The 20169-nt window shown below is 56.5% G+C and carries 14 protein-coding genes; 4 read left to right on the top strand and 10 right to left on the bottom strand.

Annotation, left to right across the window (positions count from 1 at the left end):
- Positions 1-160: 160 nt before the first annotated feature.
- From AB7M22_RS07800 to AB7M22_RS07815, 4 genes are all read left to right on the top strand, one after another.
- A complete protein-coding gene (locus AB7M22_RS07800; protein ID WP_454185802.1) occupies positions 161-1858 on the top strand; it encodes a sulfatase-like hydrolase/transferase in 1698 nt (565 codons plus the stop codon).
- 183 nt (positions 1859-2041) lie between these two features.
- On the top strand, positions 2042-2710 hold the full coding sequence (locus tag AB7M22_RS07805) for an ABC transporter ATP-binding protein (RefSeq protein ID WP_454185803.1): 669 nt from the start codon (positions 2042-2044) through the stop codon (positions 2708-2710).
- 1 nt (position 2711) lies between these two features.
- Positions 2712-5183 (top strand): ABC transporter permease, encoded by a 2472-nt coding sequence (locus AB7M22_RS07810; protein WP_454188769.1) that lies wholly within the window; start codon positions 2712-2714, stop codon positions 5181-5183.
- Positions 5173-6246, top strand: coding sequence for a lipocalin-like domain-containing protein (locus tag AB7M22_RS07815; protein WP_454185804.1), 1074 nt, complete (start codon positions 5173-5175; stop codon positions 6244-6246). The genes AB7M22_RS07810 and AB7M22_RS07815 overlap by 11 nt, the downstream gene beginning before the upstream one ends.
- Before the next feature lie 542 nt (positions 6247-6788).
- Here AB7M22_RS07815 and AB7M22_RS07820 read toward each other — a convergent pair.
- From AB7M22_RS07820 to tssI, 10 genes are all read right to left on the bottom strand, one after another.
- A complete protein-coding gene (locus AB7M22_RS07820; RefSeq protein ID WP_454185805.1) occupies positions 6789-8657 on the bottom strand; it encodes an ATP-binding protein in 1869 nt (622 codons plus the stop codon).
- Positions 8658-8943: 286 nt separating this feature from the next.
- Positions 8944-9210 (bottom strand): hypothetical protein, encoded by a 267-nt coding sequence (locus tag AB7M22_RS07825; RefSeq protein ID WP_454185806.1) that lies wholly within the window; start codon positions 9208-9210, stop codon positions 8944-8946.
- Positions 9207-9554 carry a DUF6124 family protein gene (locus AB7M22_RS07830; RefSeq protein ID WP_454185807.1) on the bottom strand — a complete coding sequence of 116 codons (348 nt, stop codon included), beginning with the start codon at positions 9552-9554 and terminating at the stop codon, positions 9207-9209. Before AB7M22_RS07830 ends, AB7M22_RS07825 begins: the two co-directional genes overlap by 4 nt.
- A 217-nt stretch (positions 9555-9771) precedes the next feature.
- Positions 9772-10176, bottom strand: coding sequence for an Imm50 family immunity protein (locus AB7M22_RS07835; RefSeq protein WP_454185808.1), 405 nt, complete (start codon positions 10174-10176; stop codon positions 9772-9774).
- 258 nt (positions 10177-10434) lie between these two features.
- Entirely contained in the window at positions 10435-10824 is a 390-nt protein-coding gene (locus tag AB7M22_RS07840) for a hypothetical protein (protein WP_454185809.1), read from the bottom strand.
- Between the two features lie 71 nt (positions 10825-10895).
- Positions 10896-11894 (bottom strand): hypothetical protein, encoded by a 999-nt coding sequence (locus tag AB7M22_RS07845; protein ID WP_032836013.1) that lies wholly within the window; start codon positions 11892-11894, stop codon positions 10896-10898.
- A gap of 124 nt (positions 11895-12018) precedes the next feature.
- Entirely contained in the window at positions 12019-12375 is a 357-nt protein-coding gene (locus AB7M22_RS07850; protein WP_454185810.1) for a hypothetical protein, read from the bottom strand.
- 3 nt (positions 12376-12378) lie between these two features.
- A complete protein-coding gene (locus AB7M22_RS07855; RefSeq protein WP_454185811.1) occupies positions 12379-17313 on the bottom strand; it encodes an RHS repeat-associated core domain-containing protein in 4935 nt (1644 codons plus the stop codon).
- On the bottom strand, positions 17310-18053 hold the full coding sequence (locus AB7M22_RS07860; protein ID WP_454185812.1) for a DUF4123 domain-containing protein: 744 nt from the start codon (positions 18051-18053) through the stop codon (positions 17310-17312). Before AB7M22_RS07860 ends, AB7M22_RS07855 begins: the two co-directional genes overlap by 4 nt.
- Positions 18043-20085 (bottom strand): type VI secretion system tip protein TssI/VgrG, encoded by a 2043-nt coding sequence (tssI, locus tag AB7M22_RS07865; RefSeq protein WP_454185813.1) that lies wholly within the window; start codon positions 20083-20085, stop codon positions 18043-18045. The genes AB7M22_RS07860 and tssI overlap by 11 nt, the downstream gene beginning before the upstream one ends.
- Positions 20086-20169 lie beyond the last annotated feature (84 nt).

Here is a 20169-nt window from a genome sequence, read left to right on the forward strand (position 1 = left end):
AGGGTTACAGACGTTTTGGAGTGTCAGATTTGAGGCAACGTTTTTTTGACGCTTTTGGCAAAAAACCGGCATTTCTTGCGCTTCGAGGGCTCGGTGCTAGTGTCAGAAAGTGGCCGACAAACTATTGGCCAACGCTGTTCGCGGAGTGATTCCAACTGCCATGATCCGATACCTCAAGGAACTGTTGCTGGTTCTGTATTTACTCAAAAACTACGACGACTACCTTGATCGCCTCACTGCACTGGGCATCGGTTACCCGGTGTTGCTGTATGGCGGGATGTTTGTTGCACTGACGGTAGCGCTGTTCATGACCGCGTACATCCGTCAGACGCTGATCCGTCATCTGTTCGCGTTGGCGATGTTTGGCTCGGCGGTGTTCTTTGACGTCTATACGCAAGTGACTGCCGGTTACATGACTTACAGCAGTTTTGTGTCGCTGGTGTATTCCGGTGGGTTCATTCAAGAGGCGGCGTACCAGTACCGCGATGCAATCATCAGCGCGATGGTCAGTGGTTTGTTGCTGCTGTTCGGTATCGGGCTCAAGCCGCGTCGACGAGCGCCATTAGCGGGTGCGCTGTTGGTGGCGGCGCCGGTGCTCGGGATACTACTGCTCAGCACCGTGCTGTTCGTGCGGGCCGGCGAGGGCGCCCGTGGCTTGCCGATCATGTACACACCGTTGGCCTATTTGAATCTGTTCACCTATGAAGCGCTGCACAACACCGTAGGCCCGCGTGAGCCGGTGAGCCTGGCACGCATCGATCAGCCGGTGGGGCACGACATCGTGCTGATCATCGACGAGAGCATTTCCGGCAACTACCTGGACATCAACACGCCGTTCGGTGTGCACAGCAACCTCAAGGAACCGCGCCCGGGCGTGGACATTTTCAATTACGGCTACGCGGCGTCCATCGCCAATTGCAGCGCCGACACCAATGTTACCCTGCGCTACGGCGGCACCCGCGCCGACTACACGCGGATCAACAGCACGCTGCCGTCGATTTGGCAGTACGCGAAAAAGGCCGGGCTGCGCACCGTTTACATCGACTCCCAGCGCACCGGCGGCAACTTGCAGAACCTGATGAATGCTGCCGAGAAAAAGGACATCGACGAGTTCGTGCAATTCGACCAGACCAGCGTGCGTGACCGCGACATGGCAGCCGCGGCCAAGCTGATCGATCTGCTCAATGACGGTAAGCCGCAGCTGGTAGTGATCAACAAGGTCGGCGCGCATTTCCCGGTGCACGACAAGTACCCGGACGCGTTTATGGCTTACCGCCCGACATTGCCCCGTGGGCAGTTCGTCGAAGTGGCGGACACGGGCACACGCGATGGTTTCAACGGTCAGCCGGATGATTGGTTGCTGTACCGCAACGCCTACAAAAATACTGTGTTGTGGAATGTCGGCGAGTTCTTCGCACGGGTGTTTGCTCAGGCGGATTTGAGCCATGCGCTGCTGATTTACACCTCGGATCACGGGCAGGATCTGCACGAGCGCGGTAACCCGGGGCTCAATACTCACTGCGGTGGTGATCCGGTGGAGGAGGAGGGCTTGGTGCCGTTGGTGGTGATCCAGGGCAGCGATTTGAAGACCCTGGACTGGCAGGCGCAGTTGCCGGCCAACAAGGATCGCTCCAGTCACTACAACATCTTCCCGACGTTGCTGCAGGTGATGGGTTATGACCTGGCGGAGATTGAGTCGGTATACGGCAAACCCTTGAGTGTGCCGACGGTGGACGATTTCACCTTTAACTATCGTTTCAATGCGCGGTTGGGGGCCAAGCCGGAGTGGAAGCACATTGACCTGAACAGCATTGTGACGCCGGGACAGGTGGTGCCGAGTGTGGCGGTGGGGCAGTGAGGTTTTCGATGGAATGACCCGGCCTCATCGCGGGCAAGCCCGCTCCCACATTTGATGGGTGTGAACACAGATTCTGCGAACACCGACGATCCCTGTGGGAGCGGGCTTGCCCGCGATTAACGATAACGCGGTCTCCCTGCCGTCCGCTATCCTAGGCCCACTGCCTTCAACGAGTCTCCCCTCATGCTTTCGGTCCAGGGCGTCTTCAAAAGCTACGCCACCCCCCAAGGCCCACTGCCGGTATTGCAAGGCGTCGACCTCACGTTGAAACCCGGCAGCAGCCTGGCGCTGATGGGTGAGTCGGGCAGTGGCAAGAGCACCTTGCTGCACCTGATCGCCGGGCTGGACAAGGTCGATCGCGGCAGCATCCGCAGCGGCGAGCATCGGCTGGAGCAGATGAACGAAAGCCAATTGGCGAACTGGCGGCGAACCGAAATCGGTCTGGTGTTTCAGCAGTTCAACCTGATCGGCAGTTTGCGCGTCGAGGATAATCTGGCGTTTCAGGCGCGCCTGGCCGGGCGCCACGATCCACGTTGGCAGGCGCATCTGGTGCAACGTCTTGGGTTGGGAGATTTGCTGCGGCGCTATCCGGAGCAACTGTCCGGCGGTCAACAGCAACGGGTCGCATTAGGTCGCGCCCTGGCATCGCAACCCAAACTGCTGCTGGCCGACGAGCCCACCGGCAGCCTCGATGAAGCCACCAGCGATGAGGTGTTGAAGTTGTTGCTGGAGCTGCTCGACGACAGCCCGACGACTTTGCTGATGGTCACTCACAGCCCAAGAGTCGCCGCGCGGTTGGCGGAAAAAGTGGTGCTGCACGGTGGCCGCCTGGCTGGCGCGGACGAGCGCTGAGGTGCGGGTTTTCCGCGAGACGCTGCGGGCGCTGCTCAGCCATTGGCGACAGCACCCGGTGCAATTTTTCAGTGTGCTGACCGGGCTCTGGCTCGCCACCAGCCTGCTGACCGGCGTGCAAGCGCTGAACAGCCAGGCGCGAGAAAGCTACGCCCGGGCCAGTCAACTGATCGGCGGCGAACCACAAGCCAGTCTCCGTGCGCCCGGCGGTGGGGTGTTTTCCCAGCAATTGTTTGTTGACCTGCGTCGTGTGGGTTGGCCGGTTTCACCCGTGTTGCGAGGCCGAGTGACGCTCAAGGGCCATGAAGACCAGAGCTTGCAGTTAATGGGGATTGAACCGGTATCGCTGCCGGCCGGTTCCGCAGTGGCCGGGCGGTCGTTGGCGATCGAGCAGGTTGTCGAGTTTTTCACCCCGCCGGGCAGCACCTGGATTTCGCCGCAGACCTTGCAGGCGTTGGGCTTGCACGAAGGTGAAACCCCGATAGCCCAGAGCGGCATCACCTTGCCGCCGCTACGGGCCCAGACCGACATGGCGCCCGGTGTGTTGCTGGTGGACATCGGCTTCGCCCAACAGATTCTGCAATTGCCGGATCAATTGTCACGGCTGCTGCTGCCCAAGGATTTCACCGCGACCCTGCCTGATGAGCTCAAGGGCCAACTCCAGTTCAAAAGCAGCGGCGAAGAAAACAATCTCGCGCGCCTGACCGAGAGCTTCCACCTGAACCTCGATGCCTTGGGCTTTCTGTCGTTCGTGGTCGGCCTGTTCATCGTTCACGCGGCGATCGGGTTGGCGCTGGAGCAACGCCGAGGCTTGCTCAGAACCCTGCGCGCCTGTGGGGTCAGTGCCCGCATGTTGATTGCCTGCCTTGCTGTGGAGCTAGGTGCTCTGGCGCTGATCGGTGGTATCGCCGGCGTCGTCAGCGGCTACCTGTTGGCCGGCGTGCTGTTGCCGGACGTCGCCGCCAGCCTGCGCGGCTTGTACGGTGCTGAAGTGCCTGGGCAGCTGAACCTCAGTCCGCTGTGGTGGTTCAGCGGTATCGGCTTGAGCCTGTTCGGCGCCTTGCTGGCCGGCGCCAACAGTTTGCTGCGGGCGGCGCGGTTGCCGTTGCTGGCGTTGGCCAATCCGCAAGCCTGGCATCAGGCCCACGCGCGCTGGTTGCGGCGCCAGGGTTGGGTCGCCGCCATGGCTGCGGTGATCGCGTTATTGGCATTAAGCTTCGGCGACAGCCTGAGCAGTGGCTTCGTGTTGATGGGCGCGTTATTGATCGGCGCTGCACTGGCCTTGCCGGTGGTGTTGAACAGCGTGCTCAACTGGGTGCTTGGGCGCAGTCGTTCGGTGCTCGGCCAATGGTTTCTCGCCGACTGCCGCCAGCAACTGCCGGCCCTGAGCCTGGCCTTGATGGCGCTGTTGTTGGCGCTGGCGGCGAACATCGGCGCCGGCAGCATGACCGCCGGTTTCCGTCAGACCTTCAGCAACTGGCTCGAACAACGCCTGACCGCCGAGCTTTACCTCAATCCGCAAAATCCCGCCCAGGCTCGAGAGCTGCACACCTGGCTTGACCAACAACCCCAAGTCAGCGCAGTGCTACCGAACTGGCAAGTGTCGATCCAGTTGCAGGGCTGGCCGGCGGAGGTTTTTGGCGTGATCGATCACCCGACTTATCGTCAGCATTGGCCGCTGCTGGAAGCCTTGGGTGACAACCCTTGGGAGCGACTGGCCAAGGACGACGCGCTGATGCTCAGCGAACAACTGGCTCGGCGGTTGAAGGTACGGCTCGGTGATCACCTGACAATCCCGACGCCGAATGGCCCATGGTCGCCGCGGATCGTCGGGATCTACGCCGACTACGGCAATCCCAAGGGTCACCTGCTGGTCAACATTAATCATCTGCTGCGCGGCTGGCCGCAGTTGACGCCCAACCGTTTCAACCTGCGCATCGAACCGGCATCGATCCCTGGGTTCCTGACCGCGCTGCAAGCACGCTTCGCCCTGGACGATAGCCGCATCGTCGATCAGGCTCGCCTCAAGGGTTGGTCCACACAAGTGTTCGAACACACCTTCGCCGCCACCGCGGCGCTCAACAGCCTGACGCTTTTTGTCGCGGGCGTGGCGCTGTTCATCAGCCTGCTGACCCAGAGCCAAAGCCGCCTCGGGCAACTTGCGCCACTGTGGGCGCTGGGTGTAACCCGTCGACAACTGATGCTGCTGAACCTCGGGCAAACCTGGCTGCTGGCGGTACTGACGCTGGTGCTGGCGTTGCCCTTGGGCATCGCATTGGCGTGGTGCCTGGACACGGTGATCAACGTTCAGGCCTTCGGCTGGCGTTTGCCGTTGCGGGTGTTTCCGCTGCAACTGTTGCAGTTGATGGGCCTGGCGTTGCTCGCGACATTGCTTGCGTCGGCGTGGCCGTTGTACTCGCTGTATCGCACGCAACCGGCGGATCTGCTGAGGACGTTTGCTCATGAAGATTAAGGTCGGTGTGTTGTTATTGGCCACGCTGTTGAACGGCTGCGACAACACGCCTGCGCCGGAAAAAGGCTTCGCCGGCCTCGGCCATCAGGCCGCCGCATTTACCCCAGTGGTGCCCGGGCGAGTATTCAGCTTCCCGGCGGATCACGGCCCCCACGATGGCTTTCGTATCGAATGGTGGTACGTCACCGCCAATCTCAAGGACGATCAAGGCCAGGAATTCGGCGCGCAATGGACGCTGTTTCGCAGCGCCTTGAAAGCGTCCCCCGAGCAACCCGGCTGGAGCAATCAGACCATCTGGCTGGGCCATGCGGCCGTGACTTCCGCCACGGCGCACCATGCCGCCGAACGCTACGCCCGAGGCGGCGTCGGCCAGGCCGGAGTGAGCCTGACGCCGTTCAATGCATGGATCGACGACTGGCGTTTCAGCAGTCAGGCAACCAATGCCGATGCCCTGTCGGACCTGCAACTCAGCGCTCGCGACAAGGCTTTCAGCTATCAGTTGCGACTGACTTCTACGAGGCCATTGGTGCTTCAAGGCGACAAAGGCTTCAGCCAGAAATCTGAACAGGGCCAGGCCTCGTACTACTACAGCCAGCCGTTTTTCCAGGCCAGCGGCACATTGGAAATCGATGGCAAAACCTACACCGTCAGCGGCCCGGCCTGGCTCGACCGCGAGTGGAGCAGCCAACCGCTGACTGCCAACCAGACCGGTTGGGACTGGTTCTCCCTGCACCTGGACAGCGGCGAACAGGTCATGCTCTACCGCATGCGGCAAAAGGACGGCGCGCCATACCTCACCGGCACCTGGATCGATGCACAAGGGCAGACGCAGTTATTGCATGCCGACGACATCAGCCTCACTCCTCAGGAGAAGGCCAAAATCGCTGGCCGTTCGATGCCGGTGAGCTGGTCGATCAAGATACCCGCCAAGTACCTCGATATCACCATCAGCGCCCTCAACCCCAAGGCCTGGATGGACTTGCGCATTCCTTATTGGGAAGGACCGGTGCGGCTGAGCGGCAGCCATGGCGGGCAGGGTTATCTGGAGATGACCGGGTACTAAGCGTATGCCGAAACCCGGCCGGCCAATCCAAAACCATCAACGTCGAAAAGCGAGTCCAGGCGAAATTGAAAGATCTGAAAGTGGGGCAGAGCGTTGTGGTGAGCTATACCGATGTGCTGAAAGTGACCAGCCAGCACCCAAGCTGATCATTACTTGTACAGATTAATTGTTCTTCTGCGGATAGTTGTATAAGAACAGTCAGTTTTAATGGTCGAACTGGTGAGTTTTAGAAGTTTGTATCCGGTTTTTTAGCAAAGACTTACGAAATGTTACGTGCATAAATTTCATGTTTATACCGAGGACATATCGGCCAAATTCTATTAAAATCCTTCCCGTTCGCCCGGTGTCAGGGCTCTTTACCGGTGCATGGATTGCCAGGCCATTACACTGGGCGAACACCTTCTTTGGGAGGTGCTGTTTAAAAGTTTCGGATATAAAAAATGGGCGACCCTGGGGTCGCCCATTTTTATTGGCTGGGTTAAAGCGGCGGCGCCGGACACCCTACCCGGGGGCTGTAATGGCGTTTGTAGCCGGAGTCCATTTCAACCCGAAACTGTATCCATTATCGGAGTGCTGGCCTGGAGCTGCTGCCGGTAGTTGGTTGCACGCTGTAGCACGCGGGTCAAGGCCTGAAAATTTGCCGGTTTGGTCAAAATATCATTGGCACCGGCGGCCCTGAAACGTTCTATCTCGCTCGAAAAAGCACTCGCGGTGAAAGCGACGATGTAGCAAGTATCGCCCAGTGCCAGTTTGCGGATTTTATGGATGGCCTCCAGCCCATCCATGACAGGCATGTTGATATCCATAAAAATGATATCTGGAGTCGAAGTCATGCACTGATTGACCGCCTCCAAGCCATTTGACGCAAGGTCGGGCGCATAACCCAACTCTTGCAACATCGCCATGGCAACTTTCTGACTCACGGGATGGTTTTCCACCAGCAGAATATCGAGCGGGTAATCCTCGGCAAAAGATGAGTCGAAACCAACCGATGCATGATCATCCCGGATGGGTAATTCCGAGACTGAAAAAAGCTCCATGGGGAGTGAGAAGGAGAACGTCGATCCGACGCCAGGCTGACTGGTAAAGGATAAAGTCCCCTGCTGCGCCTCGACCAGATTTTTGCAGATGGAAAGACCGAGCCCACTCCCGGTAAAGCGTTGACTGGCCGGTCCTTTAAACTGAGCAAAGGGCTTGAACAGGCTGTCTTGCCGTTCCATGGGGATACCTATGCCGGTATCGCGTATGGAGAACTCGAGTCGGGCTCGAGTGCCGTAACCACTAGTCGTGACCATGAGCGATACCTTTCCGGCCTCGGTGAATTTAACCGCATTGCCCAGCAAGTTGATCAATATCTGGCGCAGGCAATTGGTATCGGTTTTGACCAAGGGAGGTACGTCTGGTGAGACCTGGGCCTCAAGTACAATTGGCTTGTCCTGAATGTTTTGCCGGATCATTTCAATACTGGATGAAACCAGAGCTCTGACTTCGAAGACACGAGGCTTCAATTCAAGTTTGCCTGCTTCGATTTTTGCAAGATCGAGAATGTTGTCGATAAGAGACAGCAGGGTTCGTCCGCTTGTATTAATTGTTTGTAGCAGACTGCTTTGCTCGCGGTTCAGGGCGGACCTCGCCAGCAACTCGGTCGCGCCGATAACACCGTACATGGGCGTGCGAATTTCATGACTCATGGTGGCCAAAAACCTGGTTTTTGAACGATCAGCGTCCTCGGCGGCATTTTTTGCCTGATTCAATACCTCTTCGTTTATTTGCAATTGCTGGAGATGAGCGCGCATGCGTATAAGGCTGAAGACGAGAAATACCAGAATGGCCAGGATGATATGCTGCAGGGAGTCTTGATTAAGTTGCTGGTAGTAATCCGCCAACGTCATCTCCGCACCCGCAATATAAATCGTACCGTCCTGCGATTTCATCGGGACGAAGACGGCGCGAAAATCTCCCCAGTGATCCGAGTAGTCGATCCAGGTGGGTTCGGTGCGTTCAAAACTGTCGAGCAAAGCCTGACTGGCATCCGGGTAGGGATCGAAAAAGCGTACGAAATTCTTCTCCTGGATCTCCTTTTTCGATGCGCTGGAGCTGACCAGAAAAGCCTCGCCCGAGCGTTTGACCACACTGTAGACAAAAGCAGTCCCCATGGAATCATTGAAGCTGGAGAGCCGTTGAATGGCATTCCAGTCTTCCGTCTCGGATTTGGACTGTTTGTCGATCAGATTGTCATGGTAGCGATCGCCAAGGATGGCCGACGCCCCCAGCGCGGCATGCAGCAGCTTGTTATTAATATTCTCAGTGAGGATTCCTTGAGTCTCGACGTAGAGGTAGTAGATATAGCCACTGACACCTACTATGTAGACCAAGAGAAAAATCCACGTTTTCCGTTTGAGCTTGAACATAAATCACAGCCTCCATACTGTAGGCCCAAGCATAATTTGAAGGCTGGCTGAAAACCATTGTTTTGTTTTTTTGCTGTTTTCAGGTGAGGCGTTACTTGACCGAAGCGCCAGTTTTTTGGTTTTTTTGCTCACGATGTTGAGTCGAATTTTGGAATGATCAGAAATTTAAAGACAGTTTTTAACAAACTCTTGCGAAGTGCCGCGTGTATAAGTCTGTGCGGCGATGTTTAAATGTTTCGGGCATAAAAATGGGCGACCTTGAAGTCGCCCATTTTTATTGGGAAATTTAAAGCTGCGCCCGTAACCGCCGTCCGACCACATCCAGCAAATCGCAGCCATCGCGCAACGGGATGGCCAACACCCGCGCAAACTCTTGCAACAGCGCAGCATCACCACCAATCGCTTCGCCCAGGGAAAGCGTTTCCAACAGTTGAGTGACGCTGCGAATGCGATACGCCGCCGTGTCTTGCAACACGTCGACAGGCGCTTCGGTGTCGATCAGCAGGGAAGGGATCGTGCAGTCGATGCCGGTAATCGGCATGTATCGAGTCATGGCTGCACCTCCTGAGCATCGGACGTCCCACCGGGTGGATCGAGATTGTCCAGCGCCCGGTTTACCAATAACTCGCCCAGTACGGCCAATTGCTGAATCGATAGCGCCAGGCTGCGGTGCGAGCCTTCGAGCTCGCAGGCAAAGTCAGTGGTCAGCACGTTGAGCGAGGCGAGGGTTTCGCAGGCGTGGCTTAACAGGGTTTCGGTGTCGATGTTGGGGAGGAGGGTGAAAACGTGGCTGATGGGGTCGGGATTTTTTGGATCGCGGAGGCGGGCGCTGATGGTGCGTTGGGTTGCTTGGCTGAGTTGGAGGGGGTCGAGGGAATCGGGTGGAAATTTTTTCATGGTGAAGCTCCTGAACTAATGGAGCCGCAAAGCGGCATTTGCATGCCTTGATCGTGTTCGGTCTGTCAAAACCGGTCGCTGAGGTTGCAACGACTGGGGGAGGTTATCTGGGGAGGAGGGGGTGTACAAGTTCATGGATGGCGATAGAAGTTGCGGGAAATGTCCGATGCTTTTGTCAGACGTCCCGGTGGGTTGAAAAATTGAGTCAGATTTGGTTTTAAGTGAACTCGGGTTTTTTATCGTTCATATAAACCGAGGGACCACAAAGTAGTGGATGTTTCGTTGTGAATTCAATTATCGAGCTGTTGTTCGAAGCGTGAATCATGAAGAGATTTTCGCTCTGAGTGATTCTTATGCTAAGTTTTTCTTTTGTAGGTATATTTTTGATCGTCAGGTTGCTGATTTCGCTGCAGTTTAAACCGATGCGACATGTGTTGAATTCAGCCCTTTTCCATTTTGAGGGAGGGGCGTCAGGGAGTTCTTCGATGTCAAATTCCAGTATTATCGTTGGTCTGTTGTGGTCGATATTTATTGTGAAAAGTTCAATGAGTCCAATCGCTATGGGAGTTTTGAAAACCTGGTTGAAGAAGATGCTGCCATCGATATCGTTCCAGAACTTCATTCCTGCTCCTTGAAACCTAACTGAGGGGAGGGTAGACGCAGACAAAAGAGCAGTCAAAAGGGGGCAGATTGTCTGCGGGAATAAATTGTTGATACTCGACGGCGATGATGTGCTTACGGTCGTATCGCAAGAGCAGGGCGCGACCGGCGCCATTGTCGAGGCGTTTGATCCTGCCGTGGAGGTGCGTTCACCCGGTAGCAGTGGGGTTTCGGATAACCAGCCCCGTGGATTGATGTTCAGTCGTCCTTGATGGTGAAGCTAAAAACTCATATCCACTTCAATATTTTCTTCGTACGTCGAGAGCAACTTCACAATGCTTTCGTTTTCGGAGTATTTCTTTTTCAACTGCTTCAGTTTTTGATCTGTGCCCTTGCAGTATTTATTGATATCGCTGATGACACGGCTGAGGTTGTCCGGGGCGGCGGGGTCCGGCCCAGGAATATCTCCGCGCAGAGAGTCACAGTTGTCTCTGCTTGTTATGTAATCGGAGACATCGCCAGGTACTGAGCCATCGCTTTCGGCTGCACAAGAAAGCAGTGGGAGGGCCAGCGCGATAAGCAGGAAATAACGCATGATTGTGTACATTTTCATGCCTGTCATTTGGCCGGTGAGGTTTGAAAGACCATTGTTGATTTCGACATTGGGCAAAGGGCAGATTACCCGTCACGAAGATTTGAATAAGTCTGCCGAATTGCGTTCGATCATTTAGTTAAAGTGATTCAAACTTCTTTTCTCCACGCGGAAAAAGTGATGGCCGTTCCTTCTTCCTCATTATCCTTGATCTCGATTTTGTAGGTGCCGCCACCTGCAACACCTTCAATCAGTGCCTTTTCATCGTTCGCACTTAACTCGGCACCTTTAGCTCTCTGTTTGTAAAACTCGACGACATCAGAGAACTCTGTATAGGTTTTCAACATGACCTCGAAATCATGTCGTGGCCGGCCTGCCAATTCGTCGAAGTCACCGTAAATCGGTGCGCCTCTCATGCCGGGTGTGGTGTACACACCATCGACGCCAGCGCCCGCCAGATGGGCGTTCTTTGGAAGCAACGGGAGCATCGCCTTCGGGAAGTCGGAAGGTAATTGCGAGGCGTTCCAGGAGTCTTTTTTCGGGTCAGTAATGATGTATTCGACCGTGGCAATTTTTTGCGCTCGAGCACGTGTTTCGGGATCTTCACTTTCGGCCCAATAGGCAATCAATGGCGGCAACTGTTTGCTCCAGACAATGATTGGGTCAGCATCGCTCTTCTTGGCGCCTTTCGCCTGGAAGATAGTCAGCACGGTTTCGGGGCCGGGATTGCAGGACAACGACTCTGTGCGTGATTTGACGGTACAGTGCCCATTGACCAACCCAACGGCGATCAACTGACCCTTGTCGTCCAACAAAAGTGCGGCGCGCTCGTCGCCGTGGTTACCATCATCCATGGCCGTCAGCATTTTGCGTTCGGCAGGTACACCTTCCTCAAACGTCGAGAACTCTGAGTCGAGGGCGTCCAGTACTTGCGTGACGATCAACGAGCCATCGTTGGTGTAGCTGCCTGTCGCATAACCGATGAAGTCAATCAAGGCGGCGCGTATCGCCGGATCTTCGTTGAGCTGTGGTGGTCGTGCAGGGGCGGGGTCATTGGTGAGCAGCAACACAGTTGTACCGTCTGCGCGTTTTTCTGATCGAAGTGACAGCGCGGCAGCGTCAAGAGAAAGGGTCAATGCCAAAAGCATGGCGAATGGTCGTGCGATGGTAAACAAGGGTTCATTCCTTTGTTGAGTGGTGATCCGGTTTTTTTCAGAGCTAAAGGCTGTCCCCTTTGTCAATTTGTCCTTTTAGCCTGATTTACTTTGCTCGTTATTGGTTTTGAATGTTGCTCTCATATTTTGTTAGGCATTCTAGAAGTACTGTCATAAAGTGTTGGTGGTCTTCGATTTCATCGTCGAAATATGTACTTAGTTTGTCGAAGATTGCGTCGAAATTCTCATCTTTTTCCAAATAGAATTCTAAGGTTTTTATAAAGCGGTCACGTGCGCTCTTGGGGTAGGCGATGAACTCCGGTTGTAATATTTGATCAAACAGCTCTGATAATTCATTCCTGTTGTTCACATCTTTTGAAGCTATTATTTGCTCGCGTTCGTCATCGTCTGTGTAGTCAATGTCGAAGATGAAAAGTAAGTTGCGCAAGCTTGATAGTTCAGGGGTAGGCTTCATTGTTTAATAGTCCGGGTACGATGTAATAAGCTTTCCGTTAGCGTCTAGATGTGTCACTGCTTTGGTTTGTGTTCCATATTTAAGGGTTCCTTTTTTGTACCCTTCACCAATTTTTCGGCCCATTTCGATTGGTTTGCTCGCCAAGTCGGCATCGCCAGTTCTGTTGAAGATTTGTAGCGCTCGATTTATCGCGTTGAGCTGATCACGATGACTTGTGTAGCGTGTTGCAGCGCTAGGTAATTTTGCTTGCCCTGCTTTTTTACCTTTATTGTAGGTTTCAATAACTCCGGTCGTTGGGTTTCTGCCGGTGCTTGCTCTTTCGTATTGAGATTGTAGAGTCGTCTGCGCACCATGCTTTTCAAGGAAGTGAGCTCCAGGTGTAGCAGCTTCCATTTTTTGCAGTTCTTTGTGTGCATTCGCTTCCGCTAGCTCATTGATTCGAGCTTGCCTCTCTGCTCGCGTCATCTGTGGTAAAGGAGGCTCTCCCTCATCCACCGCTGCTTTGGCAGCCGGATTATCAACTCCCATCGAGGGAGTCCTGCCCCCGCTGCCAGGACACCCATTCAACCCCAACGGATCCACCCACCCCGTAGGGTTAGGCACGTACTGGTAGTTATTCAACCCACCCGCAAGCTTAATCGGATCCTGCGTCAGAAACCGTCCAGTCCCCGGATTGTAGTAGCGATGCCGGTTGTAATGTAACCCTGTCTCGGCATCGAAATATTGGCCCTGAAAGCGCAGCGGGTTGTCGATTTCGGCGACGTCCAGCGCAGCGAGGTTGCCATAGGCGCGGTACTTGGCCGACCACATGATCTCGCCGCTGTAGTCGGTGAGTTCCTGCGGTGTACCGAGGTGGTCGAGTTGGTAGTAGAACGGCGCGGCCTTCAGCGGGCCTTCGCCGTCGAGCATGGCCAACGGGCGGAAGCTGCCGGGTTCGTAGATGTAGCTGCGATAGCGGTTGTCGCCGCTTTCGGCGATGAGGCGTTCGCCTTGCCAGAGGAATTCGGTGGTATGGCTGTCGACGGTCTTTTCGATGCGACGGCCGAAGGCGTCGTATTTGTAGCTCGCGATGCTGCCACCGGGCAGGCTGACGCCGATCAAACGGTGCTGGCAGTCGTAGCGGTATTCGGTAACCAGTTTCTGCCCGGCGCCGCGGCGTTCGCGGATCAGGTTGCCGTAGGCGTCGTAGTCGTAATGACGGTCGCCCTGCATCAGCAGGCGGTTGCCCTTGACGTTGGCCAGGTTCGCGGTCGGCTCGTTGTTTTGGCCGAGGAGGTTGCCCGCCGGGTCGTGGGCGAAGCTTTCAGGCGTAGCGCCGCGTACGTTGATCAGGCGGTCAAGCGGGTCATAGTGATAGCTGCGGTGGCCTTTGCGGCTGTCGTCGATGCCAGCAAGGTTGCCGTTGGCGTCGTAGGTGTAGCGGCGCTGGAACAGATTCTTTTCGCGTTGGCTGACGCTATGGGCTTGCAACCGACCCTGTTCGTCGTACTGGTATTGGCTGAGCAGCAGGCCTTGTTGGCGCTGTTGTTCGCGACCTGCGCTGAACTGGTGGCTGGTCAGGCGCGAGCCGTTGAGGTCGATACTGCTCAGCTCGCCGCCAGGCTGGTGGCGGTAGTCGAGCTTGCTGCCGTCCGGCAGGCGGCAGTGTTTCAGTTGGCCGACGCTGTCGTACTCGTAACGCAGCGTGCCCCAGCCCTGGTGTTCGGTGATCAGGCGATCTTGCAGATCGTATTCGTAGGCGAGGGGCCAGTGGCTGTCGTCAACGTTAACGAGGCGACCGAGGGCGTCATAGCTGTAGTGAATTTCTTCACCGTCGGCCAGGGTTTTCACCAGCAGACGGCCAGCAGCGTCGCGCTGGTACTCGGTGATCAGCTCGCTGCCGTCGTCGCCGAATTCGGTTTTCTTCAGCAGTTGGCCATTGAGATCGTACTCGTAGGCGGTACGGCGACCGTCAAAACCGGTTTCCTGTTGGATCAGGCCGTTCGGGTAATAGTCAAGGTGGTAGTGCTCGCCACGTTCGTTTTCGATCTCGGTGAGCAGCAGTCGCGAGTTGTCGTAGCGGTAGCGTAATTGGCTGCCATCCGGATTGATGCGGCGGCTGACCAAGTGCAGGCCATCGGCGTATTCGTAGCGGGTGATGCGCCCGAGTTCATCCCGTTCGGCGGTGACGCGACCATACGGGTTATAGGTGAAGGCGCGGGTGGCACCGCCGGGCAGGGTGATTTGTGTCAGGCGATCAACGGCATCCCATTGGTAATGAGTGATGGCGCCGGTTTCATCCTGACGTGTGATTTGCCTACCTAGCGCGTCGTAGCGGTACTTGCGTTGGCCGCCGTCGGGCAGGCGTTCTTCCAACAGTTGACCGAGGTTGTTCCAACCCAGTTGATGACGACTACCATCGGGGTGACGAATCTCCAGCAGGCGACCCTGGCGGTCGTAGTTGTAGTGGGTTTCGGCGCCGTGAGGGTCTGTTTGCTGGGTGATATCGCCCTGGCGGTTGCGCTCGTATTGCCAGCGAGCTCTGCCACGTTTGACCTCAATGAGTTGACCATCGAAGTAGTTGTAATGTGTAGCCTCATCTTCGGCAGGCACAACGGACATCAAGCGTCCGGCGTCGTTGTAGTGGTACTCGGTGACGGCGCCGAGTGCGTCTTTTTCTGCGATCAGGCGACCTTCGTCGTTGTAGGCTTTTTGCGTTTCCGCGCCATCAGGGGTGGTCTCGCTGATCAGTCGTGCATTTTCATCATGCACGTACACCTGTTCGCTACCGTCGGCGTTGAGGACGGTAACCGTACCTTTGTCGTCCCAAACATAACGGGCTTCAAGTTGCGAGTAGCTTGCCCAGTGACGGACGCAACGGGAAAGCTTGCCTTCACGCTCCCATTCCCAGAAGAAGCTGGCGCCCCCGGCCAGTTGCCGTTCCAGAATGACATGCTGATCGTTGTAGCGGTAATACTCGGTTTCACCTGCTGCATTGGTCGAGGATACGAGCTGATTACGCGTGTTGTAGCGGTAGGAGACCAAGGTCTGAATGGTTAACCATGGATCCTGGCGCTCACCGCGATCGTTGTACTCGGAACGTTGTTGCTGATGATCCACCGCCGCAATATGGCGATCGTCGTAGCGCAAGAGCAAGGCACGGCCTGCGCCGTTGTCGATGCGCTGAATGCGGCCGACCAGGTCATAGCTGATGTGTATCCGGTTGTCATAGGCATCGCTGATGGTGATCAGACGCCCGGCGCGGAAGTGGTAAAAACGGTCGCCTTGCCCAGCCTGGTTGATGATCAGCTCACCGGGTGCGTCGCCCAGGTAGATTGCCGACTGCGCCAGACTGTTGATGATGGCCGGACGCTGTTCGCTCGGCATAGGAAAGCGGGTCTGTCGGTTTTCATTGTCGGTCCACAGCACGCCTTCATCGTCCAGTTGCAGATGATGGGACAGTGAATGGCTCCAGCCTTGGCCGAGACGACTGTCTATCTCGACCGCACTGCTGCGGTACAGACGTGTCCACTCCAGCCGTAACAATCCGCCTAATTCGCCGTCGGTAAGGGTCAGCAACTCCTCACCAGTTACCATCGAAACGGGTTCACCGTTGGTACAGGTGTTGTTAGCGCACTGTGCGGGTTGATCGGCTGGGTTCTTGGATTGGGCAGGTGCGTTATCGACTTTTTCCTGCTGTTCGATACGCGTGGTGTTTTCTTTCTTGCCGCGCGTATGGATCTGCGCGTCTGTTTCCACCTTTGCGCCTGTAACCGGTGGTTTTTTCTTCGGTGCTGTTGCCGTTACCGCGGGCTTGGGTGTGGCTATTTCAATGCTGGCCTTACGTGCCTGATTGACCGCCGAATTGCCGTTGAGCAGCAACGGCTGGGCTGCTTCGGTGTGGGCCTTAGCGTTCTTCTTGCTGATTTTCATCAGCATGGAGGTGAAGTCTTGGATCAGCTTCAGCACCTTGCCACCGTTTTGCGTAGCGCTGAGTGCCTTGGTACCGACACGTACTGCCAAGCCGAGGCCACCGGTCAAAACAACACCGACCAGGATATTCAGCAGCACTTCTGTGGTCAGTTCGGAAAGCACTTCCGTACAGGTCTGCGGTGGCAGCATCTTGACCCAGGCCATGATCGCAGCGACGTAGATCCACATCAACGGCTCGTCGCTGGCGATCAGCAGGGCGGTGTGAATTGCTTCCGCCGAGGCGTCGTAGATGCGTTTGATTTCTTCCTCGGTGAAGAACTTCTTGAGCTTTTCGTAGTTCTCCCGAGGATGCGCGACCAGGTTGTAGAGGCTTTTGATATCGCCCCACAAACCCATGATGGCCTTTAGAAAACCTTTCCAGGCAGCTTCCAGCTCTTGCAAGGCACGGCCAGGCATGGACGCGCTGTTATGCGCCTGCCAGAGTGGTAAAAAGTCAGTACTCCACTGAGTCTGCAGCCAGCCGCTCAGATCACCGATCACGCCCTGATAGGAATTGAACAGGGTGTCGATTTGCGCGGGTGTGGGGTTCGGGAAAAACGTGATTTTGTATTGCTGGTTAGGCGTAAGACCTTCGACTTCCAGAATCCCGCTGGGGCCTATGGTCTTGGTGATGGCTTGGCCTGCTTCATTTTTTCCGTACAGTTTGCCGTCAGTCACGGGCACCAAGCGAACTGGCGTATTGCCAATCGGGACAAAACGCGCAGATTCGAAGCTGTGAACCAGTTTGAGCTTGCCGTTGGCGGGACAGTTTGCGTAAAGGTCGACTTTTTCTTTGCTGTCTTTGTCCTGAGTACCGACTTCGTCACCGACCTGAAATTGTTGTTCCGCATCCAGCGCACCGCCATACCAGGCTTCGGCGTGGGCGCGGTAGTCAACAATACACTTCTTGAAATCACTGATGATGACCTGAGCGTCTGGTTGTTTTGCTGTCAGATTCCCAACAATCGAACCCATCAAAATACTCATACGGCCACCTCATTTTCCAAGTGGGCTTTCAGCAGCCCTGTGTAGTTTTCTTCCGTAAGTGGCGTGCGTTTTACGAAGCGCGCCACTTTTGTTCGCAGGTTGGATTCGGGGAACGAGAAGTAAAGTTCGGCGTGATCCTCCTTCAACCACTGCATCATGTTGCCGACTACGGTCGATGGGTTTTGCTTGGTCAGGCCATCAAGCAACGCCTTCGGCACCTCCCACCACGGCCAATCCTTAGCCGGCGGCACCACTCTCGGCCCCACCTCCAGGCTCTTGCCATTAATCAAATACCGATCAAACACCGGCAGCACTTCACCAGCGGCATCGCCGAGTCCTTCCAGAATCGGGTAGATATGCCGCCCATCCCAGAGCCGGAAAAACACTTCAGTCCCGTCCGGCATCCGAACCTGCGTGAGGCTACGCAGATGTTCGAACACCACGTTCGGTTCGCTGCTGGAAACGGCCAGCCACCCCCAATCGAGGGCGTCCGTTTCGGCAATCCATGACAGGAAGCTTGAGTTGGGTTTCAACTCGGTGAGGTAGGGCATCACCGGCTGCCAAGCCGCGTAGGGTGTACCGCCCCAGATCGGGATCGCCTGGGTTGTGGGTTCATTTTGGTAAAGTGTCTTGAGCGCTTCGGCATCGCTGGCCGCGCTAACGATCAAGTACAAACGCTCACCCGTTTGCAGCGGCCGTCCTGCAAGCCAAGCCTGCGGAGTCAACAGATCAGATCGCACAAGCACCTGCCTTGCATTTCTCGCACTCTTCACAGAATGGCGCGTTGCGCTTGAGAGTATTGATTTGCGCCGGACTCAGAACCGCGCCAGCCTTATCCGCATCAGCCTGTTTCAACGCCCCAGGCATCAACGGCGCCGCCCCGGTTCCGCTGCCCGGGCTACCTCCAGAGTTCATGTTGATCACCGGCCCGCTCAGCGTCACGCCGCTGGCGTCGATCTTGATGAAGCTGCCGCCGCCTTTGAGGGTGAGTTCGCTGCCGGCTTCGAGCACGACTTTCATGCCGCTGCTCAGGTGGATTTCCTGGCCGGCTTCGATGAACTGGCCGGTGCCGACTTTGATGTGCTGGTTCACGCCCACGGTCAGGTGGTCGTTGGCGCGGGCTTCGACTTTGCGGTCGGCATAGACGGTGTGGTGTTCTTCGGCCTTGAATTCGCTGTAGCTGTTTTTCTCCACGGTGTCGTGGCGTTCGTTGCCGACGCGGATTTTCTGGTCGTGCTCGACGTTTTCGTCCCAGTCGCGCTGGGCGTGCAGGAAGATTTGTTCCTGGCCTTTCTTGTCTTCGATGCGCAGTTCGTTGAATCCGCCGCCGCCCGGAGAGCTCAGGGTTTTGAAGGTGCTGCGGGTTTTGTTCGCCGGCAGGGCGTACGGGACGACGTTTTCCTTGTGGTACAGGCAGCCGCTGATCAGCGGTTGGTCGGGGTCGCCTTCGAGGAAGCTGACCAGCACTTCCATGCCGATGCGCGGGATGGCGATGCCACCGTAATGGGCGCCGGCCCAGGCGGAAGAGACGCGCAGCCAGCAGCTGGTTTTGTCGTCGGCCTGGCCTTCGCGGTCCCAGTGGAATTGCACTTTGACGCGGCCGTATTGGTCGCAGTGGATCTCTTCACCTTTGGGCCCGGTGACCACGGCGCTTTGGCTGCCGAGGATCCGTGGTTTGGGGTGGTTCAGCGGCGGGCGATTTGGCACGTCCCAGGGGGTGGCCTGGAAGCGGTTGCGGTAGCCCTGATGGAAATCGTCCTTGAGCTGGGTCGTGTTGCTGGTCACCGACTCTTCCAGCACTTGCGGCTGTTTGCCTTCGTGGAGGATTTCGGTCAGCAGCCACAGGTCGTTCCACTTGGCTTTCGGGTGTTGGGTCAGGGCCAGGAAGTGGCCGCTGACCAGCAACGGCTGATCGCTTTTGCCTTCGACGAGCTGGAAATCGCTACGGTGACGTTCGAGGGCGCGTTTGGCCAGGTGCTTGCCGCGTTCGCGGTCGATGAAGCGGCCGGGGTAGTCGTAGTCTTCGAGGTCGGGCAGGGCGTCGCCACGGTGTTCGCTTTCCAGGGTCAGGCGCGGCTTTTCGAAGTCGTAGTCGCGGCGGGTGGTGCGGCTGGTGCGGGTTTCCAGGCGCAGGTCGAAGCGCTTGATCACCGGGTCGTTGGCGACCATGCCGGAGTCTTGCTGGTAGGCCACGGGCGCGAGTTTCGGGAACACCGTCTGGTCATCGCCGAACACCAGTTTGTGGGCCGTGGCGCTGTGCTGGAAGTGGTAATGAATACCTTCTTCCTCGCACAGGCGCTGGATGAACTGCAGGTCCGATTCATCGTACTGAACGCAGTAAATGCGCTCGGGATAAATCGCCCCGACTTTGAATTGGTAGGCATTGCTCTGGATGCCGTGCTCTTCGAGGACCATGCCGATGATTTTCGGCACGCTGAGGTTCTGGAAGATGCGTTGGTTGATACGGTGCGCCAGGTAGGACAGCTGCGGACGCAGCGTCACGGCATAGCGGGTCAGGCGTTTGCCGGAATCGCCTTGGGCGGCGCGGTAGATCTGGCCATGGATGCCGCTGCCGTCAGGCGAGAGCTGCAAAAAGGCCGGTTTGTGCAATAGCGTTTCGAGGTCCAGGGACGGCTGTTCACTGACCAGCTCCACCTCAAACACAAAAGGCTGGCTGATGGCTTCCCGACCTTGCAGGGAAAGGACCTGGAGATCGTTTTCCAGACCTTCGATAGTCAGGGCAAAGTGAGTCTGATTGGCCGGCGCGAACATCCCTTGTTCCTCGTGCAGTGCTGCGGCGCACGCCGGCACCCAAACGGGCGCTGCGGACGCGAAAATTCCTGGAAGGCGCAAATG

The organism is Pseudomonas sp. ADAK2 TE3594, from assembly GCF_053628675.1.

Bases quoted from the DNA above. Each gene is read 5' to 3' on its own strand.
- AB7M22_RS07800 (WP_454185802.1), top strand. From the start codon at position 161: ATGATCCGATACCTCAAGGAACTGTTGCTGGTTCTGTATTTACTCAAA.
- AB7M22_RS07805 (WP_454185803.1), top strand. From the start codon at position 2,042: ATGCTTTCGGTCCAGGGCGTCTTCAAAAGCTACGCCACCCCCCAAGGC.
- AB7M22_RS07815 (WP_454185804.1), top strand. From the start codon at position 5,173: ATGAAGATTAAGGTCGGTGTGTTGTTATTGGCCACGCTGTTGAACGGC.
- AB7M22_RS07820 (WP_454185805.1), bottom strand. From the start codon at position 8,657: ATGTTCAAGCTCAAACGGAAAACGTGGATTTTTCTCTTGGTCTACATA.
- AB7M22_RS07825 (WP_454185806.1), bottom strand. From the start codon at position 9,210: ATGACTCGATACATGCCGATTACCGGCATCGACTGCACGATCCCTTCC.
- AB7M22_RS07830 (WP_454185807.1), bottom strand. From the start codon at position 9,554: ATGAAAAAATTTCCACCCGATTCCCTCGACCCCCTCCAACTCAGCCAA.
- AB7M22_RS07835 (WP_454185808.1), bottom strand. From the start codon at position 10,176: ATGAAGTTCTGGAACGATATCGATGGCAGCATCTTCTTCAACCAGGTT.
- AB7M22_RS07845 (WP_032836013.1), bottom strand. From the start codon at position 11,894: ATGCTTTTGGCATTGACCCTTTCTCTTGACGCTGCCGCGCTGTCACTT.
- AB7M22_RS07850 (WP_454185810.1), bottom strand. From the start codon at position 12,375: ATGAAGCCTACCCCTGAACTATCAAGCTTGCGCAACTTACTTTTCATC.
- AB7M22_RS07855 (WP_454185811.1), bottom strand. From the start codon at position 17,313: ATGAGTATTTTGATGGGTTCGATTGTTGGGAATCTGACAGCAAAACAA.
- tssI (WP_454185813.1), bottom strand. From the start codon at position 20,085: ATGTTCGCGCCGGCCAATCAGACTCACTTTGCCCTGACTATCGAAGGT.